The sequence below is a fragment of the Thauera aminoaromatica S2 genome (assembly GCF_000310185.1).
GTDB lineage: Bacteria > Pseudomonadota > Gammaproteobacteria > Burkholderiales > Rhodocyclaceae > Thauera > Thauera aminoaromatica.
Genome location: NZ_AMXD01000051.1, coordinates 1 through 24,887, shown reverse-complemented (window position 1 = coordinate 24,887; position 24,887 = coordinate 1). Strand labels below are relative to the sequence as shown.

Below are 24,887 nucleotides of genomic sequence, written 5' to 3'. Positions count from 1 at the left end.
ATGCCCGATGCATGCGAGGAGGCCGGACGGAGCCACGGCGAGGAGCAGGGGTTCGCGACGCATGGTCAGACCGGCAGGCGGGTGATGAGCTCGTAGATCGGCCCCAGGACCGCGCTCGCGATCCACAGCAGCAGGCCGCCCATGAGGATGGTGAGTGCGGGTTCGGCCGCGGCCTGCAGGCGGGCGATGCCCTCGGCGACGTCGCGGCGGTAGAGGCTGGCGACCTTGGCGAGCGCGTCGTCGAGCGCGCCGGTGTGTTCGCCCAGGCGCAGCATGCGGATGACGAGGGGCGGGAAGACCCGGGTCGCCTCGAAGGCGACCGAGATCGGGCGGCCCTGCTCGATCGCGCCCGTGGCCTCGCGCAGTCCGGCGCGCAGGGCGAGGTTGGCGGTGGCGCCGGTGCTGGTGTGGAGCGCGTCGATGACGTTGATGCCGGCGCCGTAGAGGGTGGCGAAGAGCGCGGCGAAGCGCGCGAGGGCGAGCTTTCGCAGGATCCCGCCGACCAGCGGCAGTTGCAACAGCAGGGCGTGCACGCGGGTGCGCAGCGCTTCGGAGCGGGCGAGCGCGTGGGCGCTGCTCGCCGCGCCGGCGAGCGTGACGAGCAGCATGGCCCAGCCCCAGTCGCGTACCGCCGCGGACAGTCCCACCAGGATGCGCGTCTGCAGCGGCAGGCGCTGGCCGGTGCCGCGCAGCAGACGCTCCAGCTCGGGCACCACGTGGATGAGGGCGACCACCACCGCGGCCAGCAGCACCGTGGCGACGATGGCGGGATAGATCGCGATGCGGCGCGCGTGGCTGGCGAGTTCTTCTTCCTGCGCGAGCGCGGCGCCGATGTCGCGGATCGCCTCGGGCAGGCGGCCGGCCTGCTCGCCCGCGCGCAGCAGGCTCACCGCGACCGCGGAGAAGGCCTCGGGCTGGCGAGCGGCGGCGCCCGACAGCGGCAGGCCGCGCTCGACGTCCGCGATCAGTGCGCCGATCACCTGCTGCAGCCGCGGCTCGGCGCCGGCGTCGCGCAGCAAGGCCAGGCTCTCGAAGGGCGGCACGCCGGCGGCGAGGAGTTGCTCGAGGTGGTAGCAGAAGGGAATCAGCTCGCGGCGCGCGATGCGCCGGCGCGGCAGCAGGCCGCGCACGCCGCGTGGTTGGGCGTCGATCAGCAGCAGGGCGCGCGCTTCGAGCAGGCGCTCGAGTTCGCCGAGGTCGGCCGCATCGAGCTCGCCGCGCACGCGGCGGCCGTCGGCAGCGAGCGCGCGGTAGCGCCAGGTGCTCATGGGGCCTTCCTCCCGTCGCTGCACGACATCCTCCGCGGCGGACGAGCGCGCTGCCCTTCGGGCGGCCGCAGGGGCACGCTCATGCCTCTCCTCCGTGCGCGGTCTTCGCCGTAGCCGCGAGCGCGGAGAGGTCGACCACGCGGGCGAGCTCGGCGAGGCTGGTGCTGCCGTCGAGCACCCGGCGCAGTCCGTCCTCGGCCAGACTGCGATGGCCGCGCGTGCGTGCGGCTGCACGCAGCTCGCCCGGGCTGGCGCGGCGTGCGACGAGCTCGTCGAGCCCGGCGTCGAAGGGCAGGATCTCCATGATCGCGAGACGGCCGCGATAGCCGCGGAAGTCGCATTCGGGGCAGCCGCGCGCGCGCCAGCTAGGCGCTGGCGGGGCATCGGCGGCGAGGCCGGGCAGGTGACGCTCGGGGGCGTCGTCCGGCACCGGCTCGCGGCAGGTGGGGCACAGCCGGCGCACCAGGCGCTGGGCGAGGATGCCGCACAGGTTGCCGGCGAGCAGTTCGGCGCCGATGCCGATCTCGTGCAGGCGCGGCAGAGCGCCGAAGATCGAGTTGGCGTGCAGGGTGGCGAACACCTGGTGGCCGGTTAGTGCGGCGCGCAAGGCCATGGTGGCGGTGTCGGCGTCGCGGATCTCGCCGATCAGGATCACGTCGGGGTCCTGGCGCAGCAGCGCGCGCACGCCGTCGGCGAAGTCGAGCCGTGAGGCGTCGCCGACCTGGGTCTGGCGGATCAGCGCGAGCGGATACTCGACCGGATCTTCCAGAGTCATGATGTTGACCGCCTCGGTGTTGAGGTGGCCGAGCATGGAGTACAGCGTCGTGGTCTTGCCGCTGCCGGTGGGACCGACCACCAGGATCAGGCCCTCGGGGCGGGCGAGGATGCGGTCGAGGGCGGCGCGTTGCGCGGGGTCGAGGCCGAGCGCGTCGAGCGGGACGATGCCCTTGTCGCGGTCGAGGATGCGCAGCACGATGTTCTCGCCGTGCAAGGTGGGCTGGGTGGCGACGCGGAAGTCGATCGGCCGGCCGCCGAGCGCAAGGCCGATGCGCCCGTCCTGCGGGCTGCGCGACTCGGCGATGTCCATGCCGGCGAGCACCTTGATGCGCACGGCGAGCTCCGCCCAGCACGACTTGTGCATCGCGCGCACCTGGCGCAGCGTGCCGTCGATGCGGTGGCGCACGCGCAGGAAGCCGGCCTCGGGCTCCAGGTGCAGGTCGGAGGCGCCGCGCGCGGCGGCCTCGGCGAGCAGGGCGTCGACCAGGCGCACGACGAGTTGCGGGTCGCGCGCGCCAGCGATGGGCTGTCCGGCGCGGCGTTCGAGCTCGCGCACCATGTCCTCGATCGAGCTCGCCTGACCGTAGTGCTGTTCGATCGCGCGGCCGAGTTCGTTGTCGCCGGCCAGGCGCAGTTCGACGTGCACGTCCGGCCCGAGCTCGGCACGCAGACGGTCGAGGGCGACGATGTCGTGGGCGTCGGCCATCGCGACGATCAGGCGGTGGCGGGCGGCGTCGTACTGGAGCGGCAGCAGGCGGTGGCGCCTTGCGAGCGCCTGCGGCACGCGCGCGATCGCGTCGGGGTCGGCGAGCGCGCTGGCCAGGTCGACGCAGGGCAGGCCGCTGCGTGCGGCGAGCGCCTCGCGCAGCGCGGCCTCGCTGACGAAGCCGAGTTCGACCAGCACGCGGCCGAGCGGCCGGGCGCGGCCGCGTTGCTCGTGGAGCGCGATGCGGAGCTGGTCCTCGCCGATCAGGCCGGCGGCGATGAGGATCTGGCCGATGGGGAGCGGAGCGTTCATGGCGGGCTCGTGCCGGCATCCGCGTTGGCGGCGCTGGCGGACGTGGAGGAGGCGGCAGGAGAGCGGGGATCGGCAGGGTCGGGATAGGCCGCTTCCGAAAAGCCTTCGGCGGCGGAGACCGCGCCTGCGGGGGCGAGCAGCGGGCGCAGCGGCAGGTGGGGGAAGTTGCGCTGGCCGGGCGAGGGAGAGTCGAGGAGGAAGTCGTCGTCGGGCAGGTGGCCGGCGTATTCGGCGTAGCCGCCGCGCATGCCCGGCTCGTCGATCAGCAGGGGGCGCAGGAAGATGAGCAGCTCGGTGCGGCGCACGTTGTTGTCGCGGCGGGTGAATAGTTCGCCGACCACGGGCAGGTCGCCGAACAGCGGGATGCGGCCGGTGTCGTGGTCGATGCGGTCCTCCATCAGCCCGCCGAGGACGGCGACCTCGCCGCTGCGCAGGCGCAGCATGGACTCGATTTCGCGTGTGCGGATCTGCGGCACGCGGTTGGGGATGTCGCCGAGCGAGGGGTTGGGGTCGTCCTTGAAGCCGGAGATGCCCGAGATGGTCGGCCGCACGTTGAGGGTGATGTCGCCGTCGGCGGAGATCTGTGGCGTGACCGACATGACCATGCCGACCGAGACCGATTGCGGCGTGGTGGTCGCGGAGATGCGGGCCTGCTTGCGGTCGTCGTACTCGGTGGTGGTGCTGTCTACGAGGAAGTAGACGACCTCCTCGACGACCTTGAGCATCGCGGTCTGGTTGTTGAGCACCGACAGGCGCGGGCTGGAGAGCACCTTGACGGTGCCGAAGGTCTCCAGCAGTTCGAGACGGATGTCGGAGTTGGCCGACAGGTAGCTCAGCGTGGGCTGGCCGGGTGTGGCGTCGCCGCTGCCGCGCGGGCGCACGCTCCAGCTCGGCACGCCGAGCCGGGTCCAGTCGATGCCCTGGCGGTAGCCGTCGGCGAGGGTGACCTCGACGATCGTGGCTTCGATCATCACCTGGCGCCGCGCCGCGCGCTGCACCCCCGCGAGGAAGGCCTCCAGCTGCTCGTGCTGGCGCTGGGTGGCGCGCGCCATGACGATGCCGCTCTCGCGGTTGAGCATCAGGTCGGCGTTGCGGCAGCCGGCGGGGGACTCGCCGCGGCGCTCGCCCCCGCAGTCGGGCGCGCGCCCCGGCCCGGCGAGGATGGCGGCGAGGTTGTGCTCGAGCGTGTTCCAGAAGTCGTTGGCCGAGCGCGTCTCGATCTGGGTGATCGAGGCGTTGCCAGCGCCGCCTGTCGAAGACGCGCGCTGACCGGCGCCGCCGGCGCTGCCCGAGGTGGCGATCTGCGTGCTGGTGGCGACGGTGCCGCGCATGTCGCGGCTCAGGTTCACATAGTCCACCGCATAGCTGCGGATGTAGGGGGTGTCGGGGCGCACGCGCAGGTGGCGGCCGCGCAGCTCATAGCGCAGGTCGACCTGGCGGGCGATGCGCTCCAGCAGCTCGCCGAGCGGGCGGTCGTGGGCCTGCAGGCTGACGTTTCCGGTGATTCCGGCATGGAGGTCGAGCTCCAGCCCGGCGTCGCGGCCGATGGCGAGCAGCAGCTGCTCGGCCGGGATGTCGAAAACGTCGATCGAGTATCCGCGCACCGCGGGAGCTGCTCGCCCGCGGGCCGGAGCGGGCGGAGGCGCGCCCGTCGCCGCGCTCGCTGCAGCGCCTCGGCTGGAAGAAGGCGACTCCGCGATCGGCGGCGCGAGGCTTCTTGTCGCCGTGCCGACAGGCGCGGTGCGCTCGATCGCGGTGCGCTTGTCGAGATGCCCCTCGAGTGCGGGCGGGCGGCCGAGCGGCGCACATGCAGCGGTCGCCAGAAGCGCCGCGGTCGCGAGCAGCCTGCGCAGGTCGGTCGATGTGCATGTCATGCGAACATGCTATTCGTATTGAAATAAAATGTGAATAAGCGCATGGAATTATTTTCTGGGTGCCGCGGTCGTCACCGGAGCGGAGGAGGTGTCCTGCGGGGGAATGGCCCGGACCTGCTTGCTGCGCTGCAGCATCAGTCCGCCAGCGGGCGCAAATCTCTGATATATTCAAGAGTTTTCACATTCGGCCGATCGACGTGACCGTGTCCGCCCCACATCCCTCCCCGCTGGTTTCGCTGCGCGACGTGCGCTTCGCCTATGGCGAGCGCGAGGTGCTGCGCGGCATCGACCTGAGCGTGCATCGCGGCCAGGTGGTCGCCATCATGGGCGGCAGCGGCTGCGGCAAGACCACGCTGCTGCGCCTGATCGGCGGGCAACTGCGCGCGACCGGCGGCACCGTGGAGGTGGAGGGGCGCGACGTGGCGCGGCTGTCGGGCAGCGAGCTCTACGCGCTGCGTCGGCGCATGGGCATGCTGTTCCAGTTCGGCGCGCTGTTCACCGACATGAGCGTGTTCGACAACGTGGCCTTCCCGCTGCGCGAGCACACCGACCTGCCCGCGGGCATGGTGCGCGACCTGGTGCTGATGAAGCTGCAGGCGGTGGGGCTGCGCGGCGCGGCGAAGCTGCATCCCAACGAGCTCTCGGGCGGCATGGCGCGGCGGGTGGCGCTGGCGCGCGCGGTGGCGCTCGACCCGCTGCTGATCCTGTACGACGAGCCCTTCGCCGGCCTCGACCCGATCTCGCTCGGCATCATCGGCCAGCTCATCCGCAAGCTCAACGACGCGCTCGGCGCGAGCTCGGTGATGGTGACCCACGACGTGCACGAGTCGCTGGCGATCGTGGACTACATCTACTTCGTCTCCGACGGCCGCATCGTGGCGCAGGGCACGCCGGACGAGATCCGCGCCTCGAGGGATCCCTTCGTGCATCAGTTCGTCCACGCCGAGGCCGACGGGCCGGTGCCCTTCCACTATCCGGCCGAGCCGATCGAGCGCCTGCTCGGCGGGGAGGGCGCATGAGCGCGATCGCCTCCGCGCTGCGCCGCATCGGTGCGCTGACCATCGATGGCATCTGGCGCCTGGGCTTCGCCACCCGCTTCCTGTTCGCGGTGCTGCTGAACTCCGGGCAGTCGCTGCGGCGCATCCATCTCACCATCCGCGAGCTCTATTTCAGCGGCGTGCTGTCGCTGCTGATCATCATGGTCTCGGGGCTCTTCGTCGGTCTCGTGCTCGGGCTGCAGGGCTACGACATCCTGCAGCGCTACGGCTCGGCCGACGCGGTGGGGGTGATGGTGGCGCTGTCGCTGCTGCGCGAGCTCGGTCCGGTGATCGCCGCGCTGCTGTTCGCCAGCCGCGCCGGCTCGGCGATCACCGCCGAGATCGGCCTGATGAAGACCACCGAGCAGTTGAAGGCGATGGACATGATGGCGGTCAACCCGATCGCGCGCGTGGTCGCGCCGCGCTTCTGGGGTGGCGTGCTGTCGATGCCGCTGCTGGCGGCGCTGTTCTCGGCGATGGGCGTGTTCGGCGGCTGGGTGATCACCGTGGTCGTGATCGGCGTCGATGACGGCGCGTTCTGGTCGCAGATGCAGGCCGCGGTCGAGTTCCGCTACGACGTCGTCAACGGCGTGATCAAGTCCGCGGTGTTCGGCACCGTGGTGTCGCTGATCGCGGTGTTCGAGGGCTACGATTGCCAGCCGACCGCCGAGGGCGTGTCGCGCGCGATCACCCGCACCGTGGTGACCTCCGCGCTGGCGATCCTGGCGCTGGATTTCGTGCTTACCTCCTTCATGTTCAGGGGTTGATGATGAGTCGTACCGCGCTCGACCTGTGGGTCGGCCTCTTCGTGGCGATCGGCTTTGCCGCGCTGGTGTTCCTCGCCATGAAGGTCGGCAATTTCTCCGGCCTCGACGGCGCCGAGACCTATCGCGTCGAGGCCCCCTTCGACAACATCGGCGGGCTCAAGGTGCGCGCGCCGGTCAAGAGCTCCGGCGTCCTCGTGGGCCGGGTCGCGGTGATCCGCTTCGATCCCGCGATCTACCGCGCGGTGGTCGAGCTCGAGATCGACAAGCGCTATGCGTTTCCCGCCGACACCACCGCGTCCATCCTCACCTCCGGCCTGCTCGGCGAGCAGTACGTGGGGCTGGAGGCCGGTGCCGACACCGCGATGCTCAAGGGTGGCGACCGCGTGCTGATCACGCAGTCCGCGGTGGTGCTGGAGAAACTCATCGGCCAGTTCATGTTCGACCGCGCCGCCGACGCGCCCGCCCAGTAGGTCGGCAAGGAACTCCGGAGAAAACAGCAATGCGAAACGTCTTCCGCTCCTCCCGTGCAGGCCTGGTCGCGGCCGCGCTGTCGGCCGCGCTCGCCACCGGCTGTGCGACCACCGCGAATCCCGATGATCCACTCGAGGGCTACAACCGCGCGATGTTCGGCTTCAACGAACAGGTCGACAAGGTGGTGATCAAGCCCGCCGCCCAGGTCTACGAGGCGGTGCTGCCGCATCCGGTGCGTACCGGTGTCGGCAACGTGCTAGGCAACCTCGGCGATCCCTGGGTCGCGCTCAACAACCTGCTGCAGGGCAAGGTCGCCGAGGGCATGGGCGATTTGATGCGCTTCGCGCTCAATTCCACCTGGGGCCTGCTCGGCCTGCTCGACGTCGCCGGTGAGGCGGGCCTGCCCAAGCACGACGAGGACCTCGGGCAGACGCTCGGCCGTTGGGGCGTGGGCGAGGGCGCCTACATCGTGCTGCCCTTCTTCGGTCCGCGGACCGTGCGGGATGCGGTCGCGCTGCCCGCCGACTTCATCGCCAACGAGCCTTTCAGCATCGATCACGTGGCGACGCGCAACACCGTGCTGGGCACGCGCGTTGTGCACCTCCGCTCCACGCTGCTCGGTGCCGACCGCACGCTCGAGGAGGCGGCGCTCGACCGCTATGTCTTCGTGCGCGACTTCTATCTCGAACAACGCCGTTACAAGGTCAGCGATGGCCGCCAGGAACGCGTGTACGAAGATTTCGACGAACAGTCGGCCGCACCGCCCGGTGGCGACGTCGATACGGCCGCGGCCTCTGCGGTCGGGAACCTCGAACACGCGGACATCGGTGCGAGCCCGGCCACGGCCGGCCGCCGCGTCGCCCGCCAATCCGTCCAGTAAGCGAGAACCATGAACAAGATCCTCGATTTCCTCCGCGCCTTCCTTCTTTGCGCCTTGCTCGGCGCCGCGCTGCCCGCGACGGCCAGCGCCGACAAGGCGCCCGATGTGCTCGTGCGCGACGTCACCACCGAAGTGCTCGAGATCGTGCGCGCCGACAAGGCGATCCAGGCCGGCGACACCCAGCGCGTGATCGCGCTGGTCGACGCCAAGGTGCTGCCGCACTTCGACTTCCGCCGCATGACCATGCTCGCGGTCGGGCGCGACTGGCGCCAGGCCAGCGCCGAGCAACAGACCAGGCTGACCGATGCCTTCCGCACCCTGCTGGTGCGTACCTATTCAAACGCGCTGACGCAGTACCGCGACCAGCGCATCGAGTTCCGTCCCTCGCGCTTCGCCCCTGCAGACACGAGGGTGCAGGTCCGCACCGAGGTGGTGCAGGCCGGTGCGCAACCGATCGGCATCGACTACATGCTGGAGAAGGGCGAACAGGGCTGGAAGGTGTTCGACGTGATCGTCGCCGGCGTCAGCCTGGTCACCAACTACCGCAGCAGCTTCGGACAGGAGATTGCGCGCGGTGGCATCGATGGCCTGATCCGCTCGCTCGAGGAGCGCAACCGCGCGCTCGCCGAGCAGCAGGGCATGAGCCAGGGCGACGCGGGGCGCGGCGCGTGAGCGATCCCGCGCTGTTCGCGCCCGCGGGCGCGCTGACCATGCAGAGCGCGCCGGCGCTGCTCGCCGAGGGGCAGCGGCGCGCGCGCGCGGGCGACCTGGTGGTCGATCTCGCGGCGGTTTCCGCCGCGGACTCCGCGGCGCTCGCGCTGATCCTCGACTGGATGCGCTGCGCGCGTGCGGCCGGCCACGCGCTGATGCTGCGCAACCCGCCTGCCGGGCTGACCAGCCTGGCTGCGCTCTACGATATCGACGGCCTGCTGCCGCTGGAGCGCGCCGCATGAGCACGCCGGCGATCCGTATCCAGGGTGTAAGCAAGCACTACGGCAGCCTGAAGGCGCTCGGCGGGGTCGACCTCGAGGTTGGCCAGGGCGAGTTCTTCGGCCTGCTCGGCCCCAACGGTGCGGGCAAGACCACGCTGATCTCGGCACTCTCCGGTCTGGTGCGGCCCGACAGCGGGACGCTCGCGATCATGGGGCACGACGTCGTCGCCGACTATCGCAACGCCCGCCGCAACCTCGGCGTGGTGCCGCAGGAGCTCGTCTTCGATCCCTTCTTCTCGGTGCGCGAGCTGCTGCGCATCCAGTCGGGCTACTTCGGCATCCGCAGCAATGACGACTGGATCGACGAGATCCTCGCCAGCCTCGACCTGACCCACAAGGCGAGCGCCAACATGCGCATGCTCTCGGGCGGCATGAAGCGGCGCGTGCTGGTGGCACAGGCGCTGGTCCACCGGCCGCCGGTGATCGTGCTCGACGAGCCCACCGCGGGCGTGGATGTGGAGCTCCGCCAGGGCCTGTGGCAGTTCATCCGCAAGCTCAACCGCGACGGCCACACCATCGTGCTCACCACGCATTATCTGGAAGAGGCCGAGGCCTTGTGCGGACGCATCGCGATGCTCAAGGCCGGGCGCATCGTGGCGCTCGACACGACCGCCAATCTGCTGCGCCGCTTCGCCACCCACAGCCTGTCCGTGCGCCTGGAGCACCCCGCGCGCGGCGTCGAGCTGGGCGGCAGCGCCGGCGAGGGCGGCTGGGTGGACTTCGCCTTCGACAGCTATGGCGAGGTGGAGACCTTGCTCGCCCGTCTGCGCGAGGGTGGAGCCGGCCTCGTCGAGATGCGGCTCGGCGAGCCCGATCTCGAACGCGTCTTCGTCGAGGTGATGAACCGTGCCTGAACAATCTCCCCACGCCGTCCCGCGCATCGAGCCGATGGCGGCCGAGTCGCCGCTCGCCGGCTTCCGCACCCTCCTCTACAAGGAAGTGCTGCGCTTCTGGAAGGTCAGCTTCCAGACCGTCGCTGCGCCGGTCCTCAACGCGCTGCTGTTCCTGCTCATCTTCTCCCATGTGCTCGACCGCCACGTCACGGTCTACGGCGAGGTCGCCTACACCAGCTTCCTGGTGCCCGGCCTGGTGATGATGTCGGTGCTGCAGAACGCTTTCGCCAACAGCTCGTCCTCGCTGATCCAGAGCAAGATCACCGGCAACATCATCTTCGTGCTGCTGCCGCCCTTGTCCTACCGCGAGTTCTACGCTGCCTACGTGATCGCCTCGATCCTGCGGGGCTTGATGGTGGGGGCGGGCGTGCTCGCGGTGTCGGCCGCCTTCGTCGTGGTGCCGATGGCGCATCCGCTGTGGGTGCTGGGCTTTGCCGTGCTCGGCGGCGCGATCCTCGGTTCGCTCGGGGTGATCGCGGGGATCTGGGCGGAAAAGTTCGACCAGCTCGCCGCCTTCCAGAACTTCCTCATCATGCCGCTGACGATGCTGTCGGGGGTGTTCTACTCCATCCACTCGCTGCCACGGTTCTGGCAGGACGTGTCGCATTTCAACCCGTTCTTCTTCATGATCGACGGGTTCCGCTACGGTTTCTTCGGTCAATCGGACACCTCGCCCTGGCTTTCGCTCGGCGTCGTGGGCCTGTGTTTCGTCCTGCTCGCGGCGCTCACCCTGGCGATGCTCGCGCGCGGTTACAAGTTGCGTTCGTAAAGGATTCCAAATGTTCGAAGCAAGTGAAGTCAAGCGCCTGATCGAGCAGGGCCTGCCCTGCGAGCTGGTGGTCATCGAGGGCGAGGATGGTGTGCATTTTCGCGGCATCGTCGTCAGCGCTGCCTTCGAGGGCAAGATGAAGGTGCGCCAGCACCAGGCGGTGTATGCCACCCTGGGCCGCCTGATGGGTAACGAGATCCACGCCCTGCAGCTGCAGACCTTCACGCCCGCGCAGTGGGAAGAAGGCCGCGGCGAACTCGGGATGTGAGCCGCGCATGGACAGACTGCTGATCGAAGGCGGCGCCCGCCTGGCGGGCGAGATCGCCATTTCCGGCGCCAAGAACGCCGCCCTGCCCATCCTGTGCGCGGCCTTGCTGACCGCGGAGCCGGTCACCTTCACCAACGTTCCGCGTCTCAACGACATCGATACCCTGCTGGCGCTGCTCGCTCAGATGGGCGTGCGCGTCAAGCGCGAGGCCGACGTGGTGATGCTCGACGCCTCCGCGCTCGACAACCCGGTCGCACCTTACGAGATGGTCAAGACCATGCGCGCCTCCATCCTGGTGCTCGGCCCGCTGGTCGCGCGCTGCGGCGAGGCGCGGGTGTCGCTGCCCGGCGGCTGTGCAATCGGCGCGCGTCCGGTGGACCAGCACATCAAGGGCCTGCAGGCCATGGGCGCGGCGGTGGGCGTCGAGCACGGCTACGTGCATGCGACCGTGCCGCGCCTGAAGGGCGCGCGCCTGTTCACCGACATGGTGACGGTGACCGGTACCGAGAACCTGATGATGGCCGCGGCGCTGGCCGATGGCGAAACCGTGATCGAGAACGCCGCGCGCGAGCCCGAGGTGGTCGATCTCGCCAACTGCCTGGTGGCGATGGGCGCGCAGATCTCGGGCGCCGGCAGCGACGTGATCCGCATCCGCGGCGTCGAGCGGCTCCACGGCGCGACCCACCGCATCATGCCCGATCGCATCGAGACCGGTACCTACCTGTGCGCGGCGGCGGTCACCGGTGGTTCGGTGCGCCTGACCGGCACCTCGTCCTGCTACCTCGACGCGGTGATCGACAAGCTCATGGACGCCGGCTGCGAGGTGGTGTCCGAGCGCGACGCGATCCGCCTGACCGCGCCGGCACGGCTCAATGCCGTGAGCCTGCGCACCGCGCCTTATCCGGCCTTCCCGACCGACATGCAGGCGCAGTTCATGGCGCTCAATGCGGTCGCCAAGGGCGTGGCGATGATCCGCGAGACCATCTTCGAGAACCGCTTCATGCACGCGGTCGAGTTGCAGCGCCTCGGCGCCGACATCCGCATCGACGGCAACACCGCGGTGGTGCAGGGCGTGGACAGGCTGCAGGGCGCGACCGTGATGGCGACCGACCTGCGCGCGTCGGCGAGCCTGGTCGTAGCCGGCCTGGTGGCGGAGGGCGACACCACGATCGAGCGCATCTACCACCTCGATCGCGGCTACGAGCGTCTGGAGGAGAAGCTCGCCGCGCTCGGGGCGAGGGTGCGGCGGCTCGGTTGAGAGGAGTTTGAGAGCTGCGACGGCGGCATGCGCTCGCGTGCACGCGGCCGTCGTGCCGTCGCCGAACTGCGACTTGCGTCGCTCCCGCAGGGCAGCCGCGGAACGCTGCGGGAGCGCTTAGAGTTCGAACTGTCCGTTGGCTTCAGGTTGCCAGGTGACTTCCAGCACCTTCAGGCGGATTTCCTTGCCGTCGGCCGACTTCCAGTCGATCGACTGGCCGGCCGAAAGACCGAGCAGGGCGCTGCCCGCGGGCGAGAAGATCGACACGCGGTGCGCCTCGGCGTTGGCGTCCTTGGGGTAGGCCAGGGTCAGCTCGTATTCGCGGCCGGTACCTTCCTCGACGAAGCGCGCGCGGCTGTTCATCGTGATGACGTCGGCCGGCATGTCCTGCGGCTCGCGCACGTCGGCACGCTCGAGTTCCGCGCGCAGGCCGTCGAGGTCGCTGCGGCTGCGGAAGGCGGGGAGGGTGAGCAGACCCTCGAGGCGCTCGAGGTCGCTGCTGGAGACGATGATCGACGGTTTCATGGTGCGGGTTTCCTGCCTGAGGTGCGCGCCGACGCTGCGGCGAAACAAAAGAAAAGGCCGAACCGCCGCGTGCGGTTCAGCCAGTCGCGTCGAAGGTTAACAGAAGCGGCGCCGGGTTACAATGACGAGTCCCCCCGATCAAGGCTTTTCACGTGTCCAGCATCACGCTCGCCCTGTCCAAGGGCCGCATCTTCGAAGAGACCCTGCCGTTGCTCGCCGCAGCGGGCATCGTGCCCACCGACAACCCCGAGTCCTCGCGCAAGCTGATCATCGGCACCAACCGGCCGGATGTGCGCCTGGTCATCGTGCGCGCCACCGATACGCCCACCTACGTCCAGTACGGCGCCGCCGATCTCGGCATCGCCGGCAAGGACGTGCTCGTCGAGCACGGCGGTGCGGGCCTCTACCAGCCGCTCGACCTCGAGATCGCCAAGTGCCGGCTGTGCGTGGCGGTGCAGAAGGGCTTCGACTACGCCGCCGCGACCCGCCCGGGCGGGCGCATCCGCGTCGCCACCAAGTACATGAACGCGGCCAAGGCCCACTTCGCCGGCAAGGGCATGCATGTGGACCTGATCAAGCTCTACGGTTCGATGGAGCTCGCACCCCTGGTCGGGCTCGCCGACGCCATCGTCGACCTGGTGTCGACCGGCGGCACGCTGCGCGCCAACAACCTCGAAGAGGTCGAGGACATCATGCCGATCAGCTCGCGCCTGATCGTCAACCAGGCCTCGCTCAAGCTCAAGCGCGAACTGCTGCAGCCGGTGCTCGACGCCTTCGCCGGCGCGATCCAGTCCTGAGGAGTCCCTACCGATGAGCCAGACCCCGATCCGCCGCCTGGCCGCGCGCGAACCCGAATTCCTGTCCACCCTCGATGCCCTGCTCGCCTTCGAGGCCGAGGCCGACGGCCGCATCGACGCGGCGGTCACCGAGATCCTGCAGGCGGTGCGCACCACCGGCGACGCCGCGGTGGTCGAATACACCCGCCGCTTCGACGGGCTCGACGTGCAATCCATGGTCGCGCTCGAGCTGCCCAGGAGCGAGCTGCTGCTCGCGCTCGACAGCCTGCGCCCCGAGCAGCGCGAGGCGCTCACCATCGCCGCCGACCGCGTGCGCGTCTATCACGAGCGCCAGAAGGGCGAGTCCTGGGAATTCACCGAGGCCGACGGCACCCGCCTGGGCCAGAAGGTCACCCCGCTCGACCGCGTCGGCCTCTACGTGCCGGGCGGGCGCGCCTCCTACCCGAGCTCGGTGCTGATGAATGCGATCCCGGCCAAGGTCGCCGGTGTCGGCGAACTGATCATGGTCGTGCCCACCCCGCGTGGCGAGAAGAATCCGCTGGTGCTGGCGGCGGCGGCGATCACCGGCGTCGACCGCGTGTTCACCATCGGCGGCGCGCAGGCGGTGGCGGCGCTGGCCTACGGCACGCCGACCATCCCGCAGGTGGACAAGATCGTCGGCCCGGGCAATGCCTACGTGGCCGAGGCCAAGCGCCGCGTGTTCGGCACCGTCGGCATCGACATGGTCGCCGGCCCGTCTGAAGTGCTGATCATCTCCGATGGCTCCGGCCACGCCGACTGGGTGGCAATGGACCTCTTCGCCCAGGCCGAGCACGACGAGCTCGCGCAGTCCATCCTGCTGTGTACCGACGCCGGCTTCATCGACGCGGTGCACGACGCGATCGACCGCCTGCTGCCCACCATGCCGCGCCGCGACACGATCGCCAGGTCGCTTGCCAACCGCGGCGCGCTGATCCACGTCGACAGCCTGGAGCAGGCCTGCGCGCTCGCCAACCGCATCGCGCCCGAGCACCTCGAGCTGGCGCTGGAAGATGCCGAGGACTGGATCGCCCACATCCGTCACGCCGGCGCGATCTTCGTCGGCCACTGGGCGGTGGAGGCGCTCGGCGACTACTGCGCCGGCCCCAACCACGTGCTGCCGACCATGCGCAGCGCGCGTTTCTCCTCGCCGCTCGGCACCTACGACTTCCAGAAGCGCACCAGCATCGTCCACATCTCGCAGGCGGGCGCGCAGCACCTGGGCAAGGTGGCTTCCATCCTGGCCCATGGCGAGGGTCTGCAGGCGCACGCCCGCTCGGCGGAGATGCGGCTGAAGGTTTGACGCCTGCCCGCCCGGGTCCCCCGACCCGGGCGGGCAGGCGGTGTTCCCTTGTCGATCGCGGGGAGGCGGGCATGACGCTGAAGTTCGGCTGGATGGCGGTGCTGGCCCTGGCCGCCGGGGCGGCGGTGGCGGCCGAGGAGCCCATCCTCAACGTCTACAACTGGAACGACTACATCGCCGCCGACACCATCCCCGCCTTCGAGAAGGCGAGCGGGATCGAGGTGCGCTACGACCTCTACGACAGCAACGCCACGCTGCAGGGCAAGCTGCTGACCGGCGGCAGCGGCTACGACGTTGTGTACCCGAGCGTGGAGTACGCCGGCAAGCAGATCCAGGCCGGCATCTTCCAGCCACTCGACAAGTCGCGCCTGCCCAATCTCGTCCATATCGACCCGCTGATCCTCGAGGCGGTGGCGGTCGCCGACCCCGGCAACCGCTACCTCGTACCCTACATGTGGTTCACCATCGGGGTGGCGATCAACGTCGACAAGGTCATGAAGGCGCTCGACGGCAAGCTGCCCGACAACGCCTGGGACCTGCTCTTCGACCCTGCGCTGACCGCGCGCCTGAAGGGCTGCGGCATCGCGCTGATGGACGAGGCCAGCGACGTGATCCCCGCGGCCATGCTCGACGCCGGCCTCGACCCGGTGAAGATGGACCCGGCCGACATCCGCGCCGCGGTCGAGCACATCCGCCCGGTGCGCAAGGACATCCGCAGCTTCAACACCGCGCCCATCGAGCAGATGGCCAAGGGCAGCCTGTGCGTGGCGATGATGTTCTCGGGCGACGCCCGCATCGCCGCGCGGCGCGCGCAGATCGGCGGCTCCGAGGTCAGGCTGCAGTACCTGATCCCGGCCGTGGGCGCGATGATGTCGGTGGACGTGATGGCGATCCCGCGCGACGCGCCGCACCCGCATAACGCCCACCGCTGGATCGACGCGATGATGGACCCGGCCACGGTGGCGCGCATCTCCAACGAGACCTTCTACATCAGTGCCAACACCGCGGCGCTCGCGCTCACCGACGCCACGCTGCGCGACGACCCGGCGATCAACGTGCCGGAGGCGGTCAAGCGTACGCTGCGCGCCAAGCCGGTGCTCGGCAAGGACGTGCAGCGCGAGCTGACCCAGGCGCTGAACCGCTTCAAGGCGGCACGCTGAGCGGCGGGCGCAGCGGGTGATGCAATGAACGAGCGCATGCCGCAGGATGGGCCCGAAAGCTTGGCCGGCGAGCGCGTTCATCTGCGCATCGAAAGCCTGGGAAAACGCTTCGGCGACACCTGGGCGGTGCGCGAGGTCTCGCTCGACATCGGCGAGCGCGAGATCTTCGCGCTGCTGGGCAGCTCGGGCTGCGGCAAGTCCACCTTGCTGCGCATGATCGCCGGCCTGGAGACGCCGAGTTGCGGGCGCATCCTGCTCGACGGCGAGGATCTCGCCGCGGTGCCCGCGCACCGTCGTCCGACCAACATGATGTTCCAGTCCTACGCGCTGTTCCCGCACATGACGGTGGCGGGCAACGTCGCCTTCGGCCTGCGCCAGTTGCGGCCGCGCATGGCGCGCGCGGCGATCGCGGCCCGCGTCGACGAGATGCTCGAGCTGGTGCAGATGCGCGCCTACGCCGGGCGCCGCCCACACGCGCTCTCCGGCGGACAGCAGCAGCGCGTGGCGCTGGCGCGCAGCCTGGCGCGCGAGCCGCGCCTGCTGCTGCTCGACGAGCCGCTCGCCGCGCTCGACAAGCGCATCCGCCAGCAGACCCAGTTCGAGCTCGTCGGCCTGATCCGGCGTGTGGGGGTCACGTGCATCCTCGTCACCCACGACCAGGAGGAGGCGATGACCATGGCCGACCGCATCGGCATCCTGTCCGAGGGCGGGCTGGTGCAGGTCGGCACGCCGGGTGAGATCTACGAGCGCCCCAACTGCCGCTTCAGCGCGAGCTTCATCGGTGAGACCAACCTCTTCCACGGCCGCATCGAGGGCGATCGCCTGGTCGGCGGCGAGTTTCCGCAGCCGATTCGCTTCGTGGCCACCGTTGCGCTGCAGCAGGGGGGTGAAGCCTGGCTGTCGCTGCGCCCCGAGTGCGTGCGCGTGCATCATCGCGCCGCCGGCGATGCGTGCGTGCCGGAACGGCCCGATGACAACGCCGCGCCGGCCGAGGTCGCCGAGATCGCCTATCTCGGCGGCCGCTCCATCTACCACCTGCGCCTGCCCGGCGGTGGCTCGATGATCGCCAGCGTGCCCGCGGCGCACTGGGGCGAGGCCGCGCCGCCGGCGCGCGGCGAGCCGGTGCGGGTGTCGTGGCCGGCGCCCGACGGCGTGCTGCTGCTGCGATGAAGGCGCGTCCGGCTTCTGCGCAAGGGCATGGCCGCTTCTGGGTCGGCCTGCTGCCGTGGGTGTGGATGCTGTTCTTCTTCGTGCTGCCCTTCGCGCTGATCGTGAACGTCAGCCTGTCCACGCCGGACCTCGCCGTGCCGCCCTACGTGTCGCCCTTCGCCGGCGCGGCTGTGGACGGGGCGCCGGCCTTCCGTCCCGATCCCGCCAGCTACGCTCGCCTCGGCGGCGAGCTGGCGGCACTCGGCACGCTCGCCGCGGACCGGCCCTACCTCGCCGCCTACGCCAATTCGCTCCTGCTCGCAGCGCTCACCACGCTGTGCTGCCTTGTCCTCGGCTATCCCTTCGCCTATCGTCTCGCGCGCGCGCCCGAGGCGATGCGCAACCTCCTGCTGATGCTGGTGATGCTGCCGTTCTGGACCTCCTTCCTGCTGCGCGTCTATGCGTGGATGGGTCTGCTCGACAGCAGCGAGACCGGGCTGATCAACCAGGTGCTGCTCGGCCTCGGCCTGGTGGCGGAGCCGCTGCCGCTGCTCTACAACACCGGCGCGGTGCTGGTCGGCATGGTCTACAGCTACCTGCCCTTCATGGTGCTGCCGCTCTACGCCAATCTGGTCAAGCTCGACCAGCGCCTGCCCGAGGCCGCGCGCGACCTGGGCGCGCGGCCGGCCACGGTGTTCCTGCGCATCACCCTGCCGCTGTCCTCGCGCGGCATCGTCGCCGGCTCGATGCTGGTGTTCATCCCGGCGGTGGGTGAGTTCGTCATCCCCGATCTGCTCGGCGGCGGCAGCGTGATGACGATCGGGCGCAGCATCTGGGACGACTTCGGCCCCAACCAGGACTGGCCGATGGCGGCGGCGGTCGCGGTGCTCATGGTGGCGATGCTGATCGCGCCGATCGTGCTGCTGCAGCGCCATGGGCGCGGGGCCGGGAGGGGCGAATGAACGGCGGCGGCTGGGGCGGACGGATGTGGGTGGTCGGCGTGTACGCCTTCCTCTACGTGCCCATCCTGTGCCTGATCGTGTTCTCCTTCACCGCCGGGGAGATCACCACCCGGTTCGACGGCTTCTCGCTGCGCTGGTACGCCGCGCTGGCGCGCGACGCAGAACTGCATGCGGCCGTGCTGCTGTCGCTGCGTGTCGGCGCGCTCGCCGCCACCGCCGCGGTGGTGGTCGGCACCGCCGCCGGGGTGATCCTGGTGCGCGCCGGGCCCTATCCCGGCAGTCGCTTCTTCGTCGGCATGATGAGCGCGCCGATGGTGATGCCCGAGGTGGTGGTCGGTCTGTCGCTGGTGCTGCTGTTCACCCATCCGGCGCTCGCCGTGCTGGGCGGGCGCGGGGTGGCGGCGATCTGGGTGGCGCACACCACGCTGTGCGCGGCCTACGTGGCGGTGCTGGTGGCGTCGCGCCTGCGCGAGATGGACCGCGCGCTCGAGGAGGCCGCGCTCGACCTCGGCTGTCCGCCGCTGAAGGTCTTCTTCGTGATCACCGTGCCGGTGATCGCGCCTGCGCTGGCGGCCGGCTGGCTGCTCGCGTTCACGCTGTCGATGGACGACTTCGTGCTCGCCGCGATGCTGTCCGACCCGGGCAGCACGACGCTGCCGGTGCTGGTGTTCGCGCGCCTGCACCACGGCCTCAAGCCCGAGATCAACGCGCTCGCCACGGTGATCGTGGTGGTGGTGTCGATCGCGGTGCTCCTCGCCAACCGCCTGTTGCTGGCGCCGCCGCGCGCGTCGGCGCCAGCGGTGGCGCGCGGCGGCTGATCGGCTTCAGCCGGCGAGGATCTCGCGCAGGGCCGCCACCAGAATCGCGCACTGCGCGTCGGTGCCGACGGTGATGCGCATGAACTGGTCGATGCGCGCCGCCTTGAAGTGGCGCACGATGATCGCGCGCCTGCGCAGTTCGGCGGTGAGTTCGGCGCCGTCGCGCGTCGGGTGGCGGGCGAAGATGAAGTTCGCCGCCGAGGGCAGCACCTCGAAGCCGAGCGCCTGCAGGTCGGCGACCAGCCGCGCGCGCGTCTCGATCACCTGGGCGCAGCTGGCGCGGAAGTAGTCCTCGTCCTCCACCGAGGCCACCGCGCCGGCGATCGCGAGGCGGTCGAGCGGGTAGGAGTTGAAGCTGTTCTTGACCCGCTCCAGCGCCTCGATCAGCGCCGCGTCGCCCACCGCGTAGCCCACGCGCAGGCCCGCCAGCGCGCGGCTCTTGGAGAAGGTGCGCGTGACCAGCAGGTTGGGGTGGCGATCCACCAGCGCGATCGCGCTGTCGCCGCCAAAGTCCACGTAGGCCTCGTCGACCAGCACCACGGCCTCGGGGTTGGCGGCGACGATGCGCTCGACCTCGGCGAGCGCGAGCAGCCGTCCGGTGGGTGCGTTCGGGTTGGGGAAGATGATCGCGCCGGCGCGCTCGTCGCCGCGCGGCAGGTAATCTTCCACGCGGATCGAGAAGTCCTCGGCCAGCGGCACGATGCGCGGCTGGATGTCGTACAGCCCGCAATACACCGGATAGAAGCTGTAGGTGATGTCCGGGAACCACAGCGCGCGCTCGTGCTTGAGCAGCGCCATGAAGGCGTGCGCGAGCACCTCGTCGGAGCCGTTGCCGACGAAGATCTGCTCCGGGCGCACGCCGTGATGGCGGGCGAGCGCGGCCTTGAGCGCGTCGGCGTTGGGGTCGGGGTAGAGGCGCAGGCCGTCGCCGGTGGCGGCGCGGATGGCCTCCAGCACCTTCGGCGAGGGGCCGCAGGGGTGTTCGTTGGTGTTGAGCTTGACGAGGTTGTCGAGCTTGGGCTGCTCGCCCGGCACGTAGGGGGTCAGGCCGTGGACGACGGCGCTCCAGAAGCGGCTCATGCGGGTGTCTGCGGTTGGGGTGGAACGGAGGCTTGGACGCGCACAACGCACCTTGCGGCGCATCGCGGCGAGTTCGCTGCGCGATGTTATCATGACGGGCAGACAACCCATTTTGGCCGGTAGCTCCCATGCGGCAAGCAGAAGTCACGCGCAACACCCTCGAAACCAAGATCACCGTGCGCATCGACCTCGATGGCAGCGGGCAGGGCCGGCTCGACACCGGCGTGCCCTTCTTCGACCACATGCTCGACCAGATCGTCCGCCACGGCCTGTTCGACCTCGACATCCACTGCGAGGGCGATACCCACATCGACGACCACCACACCGTAGAGGACGTCGGCATCACGCTCGGGCAGGCCTTCGCCAAGGCGCTCGGCGACAAGAAAGGGCTGCGCCGCTACGGCCATGCCTACGTGCCGCTCGACGAGGCGCTGTCGCGCGTGGTGGTCGATTTCTCCGGCCGCCCGGGGCTGCACTACTTCGTGAATTACACCCGCGCCCGCATCGGCAACTTCGACGTGGATCTGGCGCGCGAGTTCTTCCAGGGCTTCGTCAATCACGCCGGCGTCACGGTGCACATCGACAACCTGCGCGGCGACAACGCCCACCATCAGTGCGAGACCGTGTTCAAGGCCTTCGCCCGCGCGCTGCGCATGGCGGCCGAGCACGACGAGCGCGCCGCCGGGACCATCCCCTCGACCAAGGGCGCGCTCTGATTCCTCCCTTCCCGCGGTCGCGTCGCGCGGCCGCCATCCTGTCGAAAAGCGAGTCAAGCCGATGACCAGCGTGGCCATCATCGATTACGGCATGGGCAACCTGCGCTCGGTCGCCAAGGCGATCGAACACGTGGCGCCCGGTCACGAGGTCTTCGTCACCTCCGACCCGGCGCGTGTCGCCGCCGCCGAGCGGGTCGTGTTTCCGGGGCAGGGCGCGATGCCCGACTGCATGCGCGAACTCGACGCGCGCGGCCTGCGACCTGCGGTACGCGCCGCGGCGGCCGAAAAACCCTTCCTCGGCATCTGCATCGGCCAGCAGATGCTGTTCCAGCGCAGCGCCGAGGGCGACGTGCCGGGCTTGGGCATCCTGTCCGGGGAGGTCGTGCGCTTTCCCGAGACCGGCATGTTCGCGGCCGACGGCAGCCGGCTCAAGGTGCCACACATGGGCTGGAACGAAGTACGTCAGTGCGGACCGCACCCGATGTGGGACGGCATCCCCGACGGCGAGCGCTTCTACTTCGTGCACAGCTACTTCGTGGTGCCTGCGGAGGCCTCGCTGACTGCGGCCGAGACCGACTATGGCGTTCGCTTTACCAGTGCGGTAGCGCGGGCTAATATCTTCGCGGCTCAGTTCCACCCCGAGAAGAGCGCCGCGGCCGGCCTGCGCCTGCTCGCCAATTTCATCCGCTGGCAGCCCTGAGCGGCCGGTGATTCCCTCTACGTTTCTCCACTGCTGATCCCGGTATGCTGCTCATTCCCGCCATCGACCTCAAGGACGGTCAATGTGTTCGCCTGAAACAGGGCGAGATGGACGACGCCACGGTGTTCTCCTCCGATCCGGGCGCCATGGCGCGCCACTGGCTCGAGGCCGGCGCGCGCCGCCTGCACCTGGTGGACCTCAACGGTGCCTTTGCCGGCAAGCCGAAGAACGGCGCCGCGATCCGTTCGATCACCGACGTCGTCGGTGACGACATCCCGGTCCAGCTCGGCGGTGGCATCCGCGACCTCGACACGATCGAGCATTACCTCGACAACGGCATCAGCTACGTCATCATCGGCACCGCCGCGGTCAAGAACCCCGGCTTCCTGCACGACGCCTGCAGCGCCTTTCCCGGCCACATCATCGTCGGCCTCGACGCCAAGGACGGCAAGGTGGCGGTGGACGGATGGTCCAAGCTCACCGGCCACGACGTGGTCGATCTGGCGAGGAAGTTCGAGGACTACGGCGTGGAGTCGGTGATCTACACCGACATCGGCCGCGACGGCATGCTTTCGGGCGTCAATATCGAGGCCACCGTGCGTCTGGCGCGCGCGCTGCGCATCCCGGTCATCGCCAGCGGCGGCATCACCGACCTGCGCGATATCGACGCGCTGTGCGCGGTCGAGGACGAGGGCATCATGGGCGCGATCACCGGGCGCGCGATCTACGAGGGCACGCTCGACTTCGCCGCCGCGCAGGCGCGCGCGGACGAGCTCGAGGGCGCGCGCGAATGAGCTTCTCCCGCAGGGGCAGCCGATGCTAGCCAAGCGCATCATTCCCTGCCTGGACGTGAAGTCCGGGCGCGTGGTCAAGGGGGTCAATTTCGTCGAGTTGCGCGACGCCGGCGATCCGGTCGAGATCGCCCGCCGCTACGACGAGCAGGGCGCCGACGAGATCACCTTCCTCGACATCACCGCGAGCTCCGACGACCGCGACATCATCCTGCACGTGGTCGAGCAGGTCGCCGAGCAGGTCTTCATCCCGCTCACCGTCGGTGGTGGTGTGCGCGTGGTCGAGGACGTGCGCCGGCTGCTCAACGCCGGCGCCGACAAGGTCAGCATGAACACCGCGGCGGTGAACAACCCGCAGCTGGTCTTCGAGGCCGCGAGCAAGGTCGGCAGCCAGTGCATCGTGGTGGCGATCGACGCCAAGCAGACCGCGCCCGGCAAGTGGGAGGTGTTCACCCACGGCGGGCGCAACAACACCGGGCTGGACGCCATCGAGTGGGCGCGCAAGGTCGAGTCGCTGGGGGCGGGCGAGATCCTGCTCACCAGCATGGACCGCGACGGCACCAAGAGCGGCTTCGACCTCGCGCTCACGCGCGCGGTGTCGGATGCGGTGCGCATCCCGGTGATCGCCAGCGGTGGCGTCGGCACGCTCGAGCATCTCGCCGAGGGGGTCTCCGAAGGCCGCGCCGACGCGGTGCTGGCGGCGAGCATCTTCCATTTCGGACAGCACACCGTGCGCGAGGCCAAGGAGTTGATGCGCGCGCGCGGCATCGAGGTACGCTTGTGAGCACGAGCACGCGCTGGTTGAACGAAATCAAGTGGGACGAGCACGGCCTGGTGCCGGTCATCGCGCAGGAAGCCGCCACCGGCGACGTGCTGATGTTCGCCTGGATGAACCGCGAGGCGCTGCAGCGCACGGCCGAGACCGGCGAAGCCATCTACTGGTCGCGTTCGCGGCGCAAGCTGTGGCACAAGGGCGAGGAGTCCGGCCACGTGCAGAAGGTGCTGGACATGCGCATCGACTGCGACAACGACGTGGTCCTGCTCAGGATCGAGCAGGTGGGCGGGATCGCCTGCCACACCGGACGTCACAGCTGCTTCTTCCAGAAGTATTTTGCCGATGGCCGCTGGGAGGCCGTCGAGCCGGTTTTGAAAGACCCGCAGGAGATCTACAAATGATCGATATCGAAGTGCTGCACCGCGTGTCCGAGACCCTCGCCGCGCGCAAGAAGGCCGATCCGGATTCTTCCTACGTCTCCAGCCTGTACCAGAAGGGCACCGACACGATCTGCAAGAAGGTCGCCGAGGAGGCCGCCGAGACCATCATGGCGGCCAAGGACAAGGACATGCTGCACCTGGTGTGGGAAGTGACCGACCTCTGGTTCCACTCCATGGTGCTGCTCGCCCACCACGGGCTGTCCGTGGACGACGTGCTCGCCGAGTTCCGTCGCCGCGAGGGCGTGTCGGGCATCGACGAGAAGAAGTCGCGCACCGCGGAAGGTTCGCGCGCATGAGCGACTGCGTCTTCTGCCGCATCGTGCGCGGCGAGATTCCGTCGAAAAAGGTCTACGAGGACGAGCACGTCTTCGCCTTCCACGACATCCATCCCGCCGCACCCGTGCATGTGCTGGTGGTGCCCAAGGTGCACGTCGACTCGATGGCGCACCTCGACGGGGAACACGAGGCGGCGATGGGGCGTCTGATGGTTGCGGCGGGCAGGATCGCCCGCGAGCAGGGCTGTACCGACGGCTTCCGCACCATCGTCAATACCGGAAGGGTCGGCCTGCAGGAGGTGTATCATCTGCACCTGCACATTCTGGGCGGGCCCGATCCCCTGCCGCCCATGTTGAAGCGTTAAGGAGAGCGGTATGGGTTCTTTCAGCATCTGGCACTGGCTGATCGTGCTGGTCATCGTCCTTCTGGTGTTCGGCACCAAGAAGCTGCGCAACATCGGTTCCGACCTCGGTGGTGCGGTGAAGGGCTTCAAGGAAGGCATGAAGGAGGGTGATTCGGCCGGAGCGGGCGACGCCTCCCAGCAGAAGCTCGCCCAGGGCCAGACGATCGAGGGCGAGGCGCGCGAGAAGGTCGACCAGAACCGGTCCTGAGCCTCGCGTCTCGAACCAGCATCGGGGGCGCCCTGACCGGAGCGCCCCTTCGTTTTACGGCGGGCCGGTGGCGGCCCCTGTCTCGAGCGAGCACACATGTTCGATTTCGGCTTTTCGGAACTCGTGGTGATCGGCATCGTGATGCTGATCGTGGTCGGGCCGGAGCGCCTGCCCAAGGTCGCGCGCACCGCCGGGCACCTGCTCGGGCGCGTGCAACGCTACGTCTCCGACGTCAAGTCCGACATCCAGCGCGAGATGCAGCTCGAGGAACTCAAGAAGCTGCAGGAACAGGTGCGGCACCAGGCGCAGGAACTCGAGACCTCGGTGCGCACCGGTGTCGCCGGGGTCGAGTCGGGAATCGGCGAGACGGTCGCCGAGGTGCGCTCCATCCTCCCCGAGTCGCCTGCCTCCGCGTCGGGCACCGCGGCGCCCGCGCCGGCCGGCGCTCCGACGCCCGTCGCGAATCCGGCGGCAGCGCCCGCGCCGGCCGGAGC

Annotated in this window: 30 protein-coding genes; 25 read left to right on the top strand and 5 right to left on the bottom strand. The window is 69.6% G+C overall.

Annotated features, from left to right (window positions below):
* Positions 1-65: 65 nt before the first annotated feature.
* From C665_RS09830 to C665_RS09820, 3 genes are all read right to left on the bottom strand, one after another.
* Entirely contained in the window at positions 66-1,268 is a 1,203-nt protein-coding gene (locus tag C665_RS09830) for a type II secretion system F family protein (protein WP_004307385.1), read from the bottom strand.
* A 79-nt stretch (positions 1,269-1,347) separates the two neighbouring features.
* Positions 1,348-3,063 carry a GspE/PulE family protein gene (locus C665_RS09825; RefSeq protein WP_004307383.1) on the bottom strand — a complete coding sequence of 572 codons (1,716 nt, stop codon included), beginning with the start codon at positions 3,061-3,063 and terminating at the stop codon, positions 1,348-1,350.
* A complete protein-coding gene (locus C665_RS09820; protein WP_004307381.1) occupies positions 3,060-4,667 on the bottom strand; it encodes a pilus (MSHA type) biogenesis protein MshL in 1,608 nt (535 codons plus the stop codon). The genes C665_RS09825 and C665_RS09820 overlap by 4 nt, the downstream gene beginning before the upstream one ends.
* Before the next feature lie 467 nt (positions 4,668-5,134).
* Between C665_RS09820 and C665_RS09815 the strand changes: the two genes are divergently transcribed.
* From C665_RS09815 to murA, 10 genes are read left to right on the top strand one after another with little or no spacing between them, the layout of a single operon-like run.
* Entirely contained in the window at positions 5,135-5,956 is an 822-nt protein-coding gene (locus C665_RS09815) for an ABC transporter ATP-binding protein (protein ID WP_004307379.1), read from the top strand.
* On the top strand, positions 5,953-6,741 hold the full coding sequence (mlaE, locus tag C665_RS09810) for a lipid asymmetry maintenance ABC transporter permease subunit MlaE (RefSeq protein ID WP_004307377.1): 789 nt from the start codon (positions 5,953-5,955) through the stop codon (positions 6,739-6,741). Before C665_RS09815 ends, mlaE begins: the two co-directional genes overlap by 4 nt.
* A 2-nt stretch (positions 6,742-6,743) precedes the next feature.
* Entirely contained in the window at positions 6,744-7,211 is a 468-nt protein-coding gene (gene mlaD, locus C665_RS09805) for an outer membrane lipid asymmetry maintenance protein MlaD (protein ID WP_040828939.1), read from the top strand.
* A 29-nt stretch (positions 7,212-7,240) separates the two neighbouring features.
* Positions 7,241-8,092, top strand: coding sequence for an MlaA family lipoprotein (locus tag C665_RS09800; RefSeq protein WP_004307374.1), 852 nt, complete (start codon positions 7,241-7,243; stop codon positions 8,090-8,092).
* 9 nt (positions 8,093-8,101) lie between these two features.
* Complete coding sequence (locus C665_RS09795; protein WP_004307372.1) at positions 8,102-8,764, top strand: MlaC/ttg2D family ABC transporter substrate-binding protein; 663 nt, start codon at positions 8,102-8,104, stop codon at positions 8,762-8,764.
* Positions 8,761-9,045: an STAS domain-containing protein gene (locus C665_RS09790; protein ID WP_004307370.1), complete on the top strand. Its 285-nt coding sequence runs from the start codon at positions 8,761-8,763 to the stop codon at positions 9,043-9,045. The genes C665_RS09795 and C665_RS09790 overlap by 4 nt, the downstream gene beginning before the upstream one ends.
* Complete coding sequence (locus C665_RS09785) at positions 9,042-9,938, top strand: ABC transporter ATP-binding protein (protein WP_004307368.1); 897 nt, start codon at positions 9,042-9,044, stop codon at positions 9,936-9,938. Before C665_RS09790 ends, C665_RS09785 begins: the two co-directional genes overlap by 4 nt.
* Positions 9,939-9,972: 34 nt before the next feature.
* Complete coding sequence (locus C665_RS09780) at positions 9,973-10,746, top strand: ABC transporter permease (RefSeq protein ID WP_004307366.1); 774 nt, start codon at positions 9,973-9,975, stop codon at positions 10,744-10,746.
* Positions 10,747-10,756: 10 nt separating this feature from the next.
* Positions 10,757-11,014, top strand: a complete 258-nt coding sequence (locus tag C665_RS09775; RefSeq protein ID WP_004307364.1) for a BolA family protein — start codon at positions 10,757-10,759, stop codon at positions 11,012-11,014.
* A gap of 7 nt (positions 11,015-11,021) precedes the next feature.
* Complete coding sequence (gene murA, locus C665_RS09770) at positions 11,022-12,272, top strand: UDP-N-acetylglucosamine 1-carboxyvinyltransferase (protein WP_004307362.1); 1,251 nt, start codon at positions 11,022-11,024, stop codon at positions 12,270-12,272.
* 117 nt (positions 12,273-12,389) lie between these two features.
* Here the strand turns inward: murA and rnk are convergent, their stop codons facing one another.
* Positions 12,390-12,797, bottom strand: coding sequence for a nucleoside diphosphate kinase regulator (gene rnk, locus C665_RS09765; RefSeq protein WP_004307360.1), 408 nt, complete (start codon positions 12,795-12,797; stop codon positions 12,390-12,392).
* Positions 12,798-12,949: 152 nt separating this feature from the next.
* On the opposite strand from rnk, the gene hisG reads away from it, so the two are divergent.
* The 6 genes from hisG (at position 12,950) to C665_RS09735 (ending at position 19,004) form a co-directional block, all read left to right on the top strand.
* Complete coding sequence (gene hisG, locus C665_RS09760) at positions 12,950-13,594, top strand: ATP phosphoribosyltransferase (protein ID WP_004307358.1); 645 nt, start codon at positions 12,950-12,952, stop codon at positions 13,592-13,594.
* A 13-nt stretch (positions 13,595-13,607) separates the two neighbouring features.
* The gene (gene hisD, locus C665_RS09755; RefSeq protein ID WP_004307357.1) at positions 13,608-14,915 is read left to right on the top strand and encodes a histidinol dehydrogenase; all 1,308 of its coding nucleotides are present in this window, start codon (positions 13,608-13,610) and stop codon (positions 14,913-14,915) included.
* 71 nt (positions 14,916-14,986) lie between these two features.
* A complete protein-coding gene (locus C665_RS09750; RefSeq protein ID WP_004307355.1) occupies positions 14,987-16,075 on the top strand; it encodes a polyamine ABC transporter substrate-binding protein in 1,089 nt (362 codons plus the stop codon).
* Positions 16,076-16,099: 24 nt separating this feature from the next.
* The gene (locus C665_RS09745; protein ID WP_004307354.1) at positions 16,100-17,245 is read left to right on the top strand and encodes an ABC transporter ATP-binding protein; all 1,146 of its coding nucleotides are present in this window, start codon (positions 16,100-16,102) and stop codon (positions 17,243-17,245) included.
* Entirely contained in the window at positions 17,242-18,186 is a 945-nt protein-coding gene (locus C665_RS09740; protein ID WP_004307352.1) for an ABC transporter permease, read from the top strand. Before C665_RS09745 ends, C665_RS09740 begins: the two co-directional genes overlap by 4 nt.
* On the top strand, positions 18,183-19,004 hold the full coding sequence (locus C665_RS09735) for an ABC transporter permease subunit (protein WP_004307351.1): 822 nt from the start codon (positions 18,183-18,185) through the stop codon (positions 19,002-19,004). The genes C665_RS09740 and C665_RS09735 overlap by 4 nt, the downstream gene beginning before the upstream one ends.
* Before the next feature lie 6 nt (positions 19,005-19,010).
* On the opposite strand, the gene hisC is transcribed toward C665_RS09735, so the two are convergent.
* Complete coding sequence (gene hisC / locus C665_RS09730; RefSeq protein ID WP_004307348.1) at positions 19,011-20,084, bottom strand: histidinol-phosphate transaminase; 1,074 nt, start codon at positions 20,082-20,084, stop codon at positions 19,011-19,013.
* A 128-nt stretch (positions 20,085-20,212) separates the two neighbouring features.
* Between hisC and hisB the strand changes: the two genes are divergently transcribed.
* The 9 genes from hisB to tatB all read left to right on the top strand — a co-directional run.
* Positions 20,213-20,800 (top strand): imidazoleglycerol-phosphate dehydratase HisB, encoded by a 588-nt coding sequence (gene hisB / locus C665_RS09725; RefSeq protein WP_004307346.1) that lies wholly within the window; start codon positions 20,213-20,215, stop codon positions 20,798-20,800.
* A 61-nt stretch (positions 20,801-20,861) separates the two neighbouring features.
* On the top strand, positions 20,862-21,500 hold the full coding sequence (gene hisH, locus C665_RS09720) for an imidazole glycerol phosphate synthase subunit HisH (protein ID WP_004307344.1): 639 nt from the start codon (positions 20,862-20,864) through the stop codon (positions 21,498-21,500).
* A gap of 44 nt (positions 21,501-21,544) precedes the next feature.
* Positions 21,545-22,294, top strand: coding sequence for a 1-(5-phosphoribosyl)-5-[(5-phosphoribosylamino)methylideneamino]imidazole-4-carboxamide isomerase (gene hisA, locus C665_RS09715; protein ID WP_004307342.1), 750 nt, complete (start codon positions 21,545-21,547; stop codon positions 22,292-22,294).
* Positions 22,295-22,316: 22 nt separating this feature from the next.
* Positions 22,317-23,075: an imidazole glycerol phosphate synthase subunit HisF gene (gene hisF, locus C665_RS09710; RefSeq protein WP_004307340.1), complete on the top strand. Its 759-nt coding sequence runs from the start codon at positions 22,317-22,319 to the stop codon at positions 23,073-23,075.
* Positions 23,072-23,467 carry a phosphoribosyl-AMP cyclohydrolase gene (gene hisI / locus C665_RS09705; protein WP_004307338.1) on the top strand — a complete coding sequence of 132 codons (396 nt, stop codon included), beginning with the start codon at positions 23,072-23,074 and terminating at the stop codon, positions 23,465-23,467. Before hisF ends, hisI begins: the two co-directional genes overlap by 4 nt.
* Complete coding sequence (locus C665_RS09700; RefSeq protein ID WP_004307336.1) at positions 23,464-23,802, top strand: phosphoribosyl-ATP diphosphatase; 339 nt, start codon at positions 23,464-23,466, stop codon at positions 23,800-23,802. Before hisI ends, C665_RS09700 begins: the two co-directional genes overlap by 4 nt.
* Positions 23,799-24,146, top strand: a complete 348-nt coding sequence (locus tag C665_RS09695; protein WP_004307334.1) for a histidine triad nucleotide-binding protein — start codon at positions 23,799-23,801, stop codon at positions 24,144-24,146. Before C665_RS09700 ends, C665_RS09695 begins: the two co-directional genes overlap by 4 nt.
* A gap of 10 nt (positions 24,147-24,156) precedes the next feature.
* Positions 24,157-24,393 (top strand): Sec-independent protein translocase subunit TatA, encoded by a 237-nt coding sequence (tatA, locus tag C665_RS09690; RefSeq protein WP_004307332.1) that lies wholly within the window; start codon positions 24,157-24,159, stop codon positions 24,391-24,393.
* Positions 24,394-24,489: 96 nt separating this feature from the next.
* Positions 24,490-24,887, top strand: a 398-nt coding sequence (gene tatB / locus C665_RS09685; RefSeq protein WP_004307330.1) for a Sec-independent protein translocase protein TatB, incomplete at its 3' end; no start/stop codon positions are given.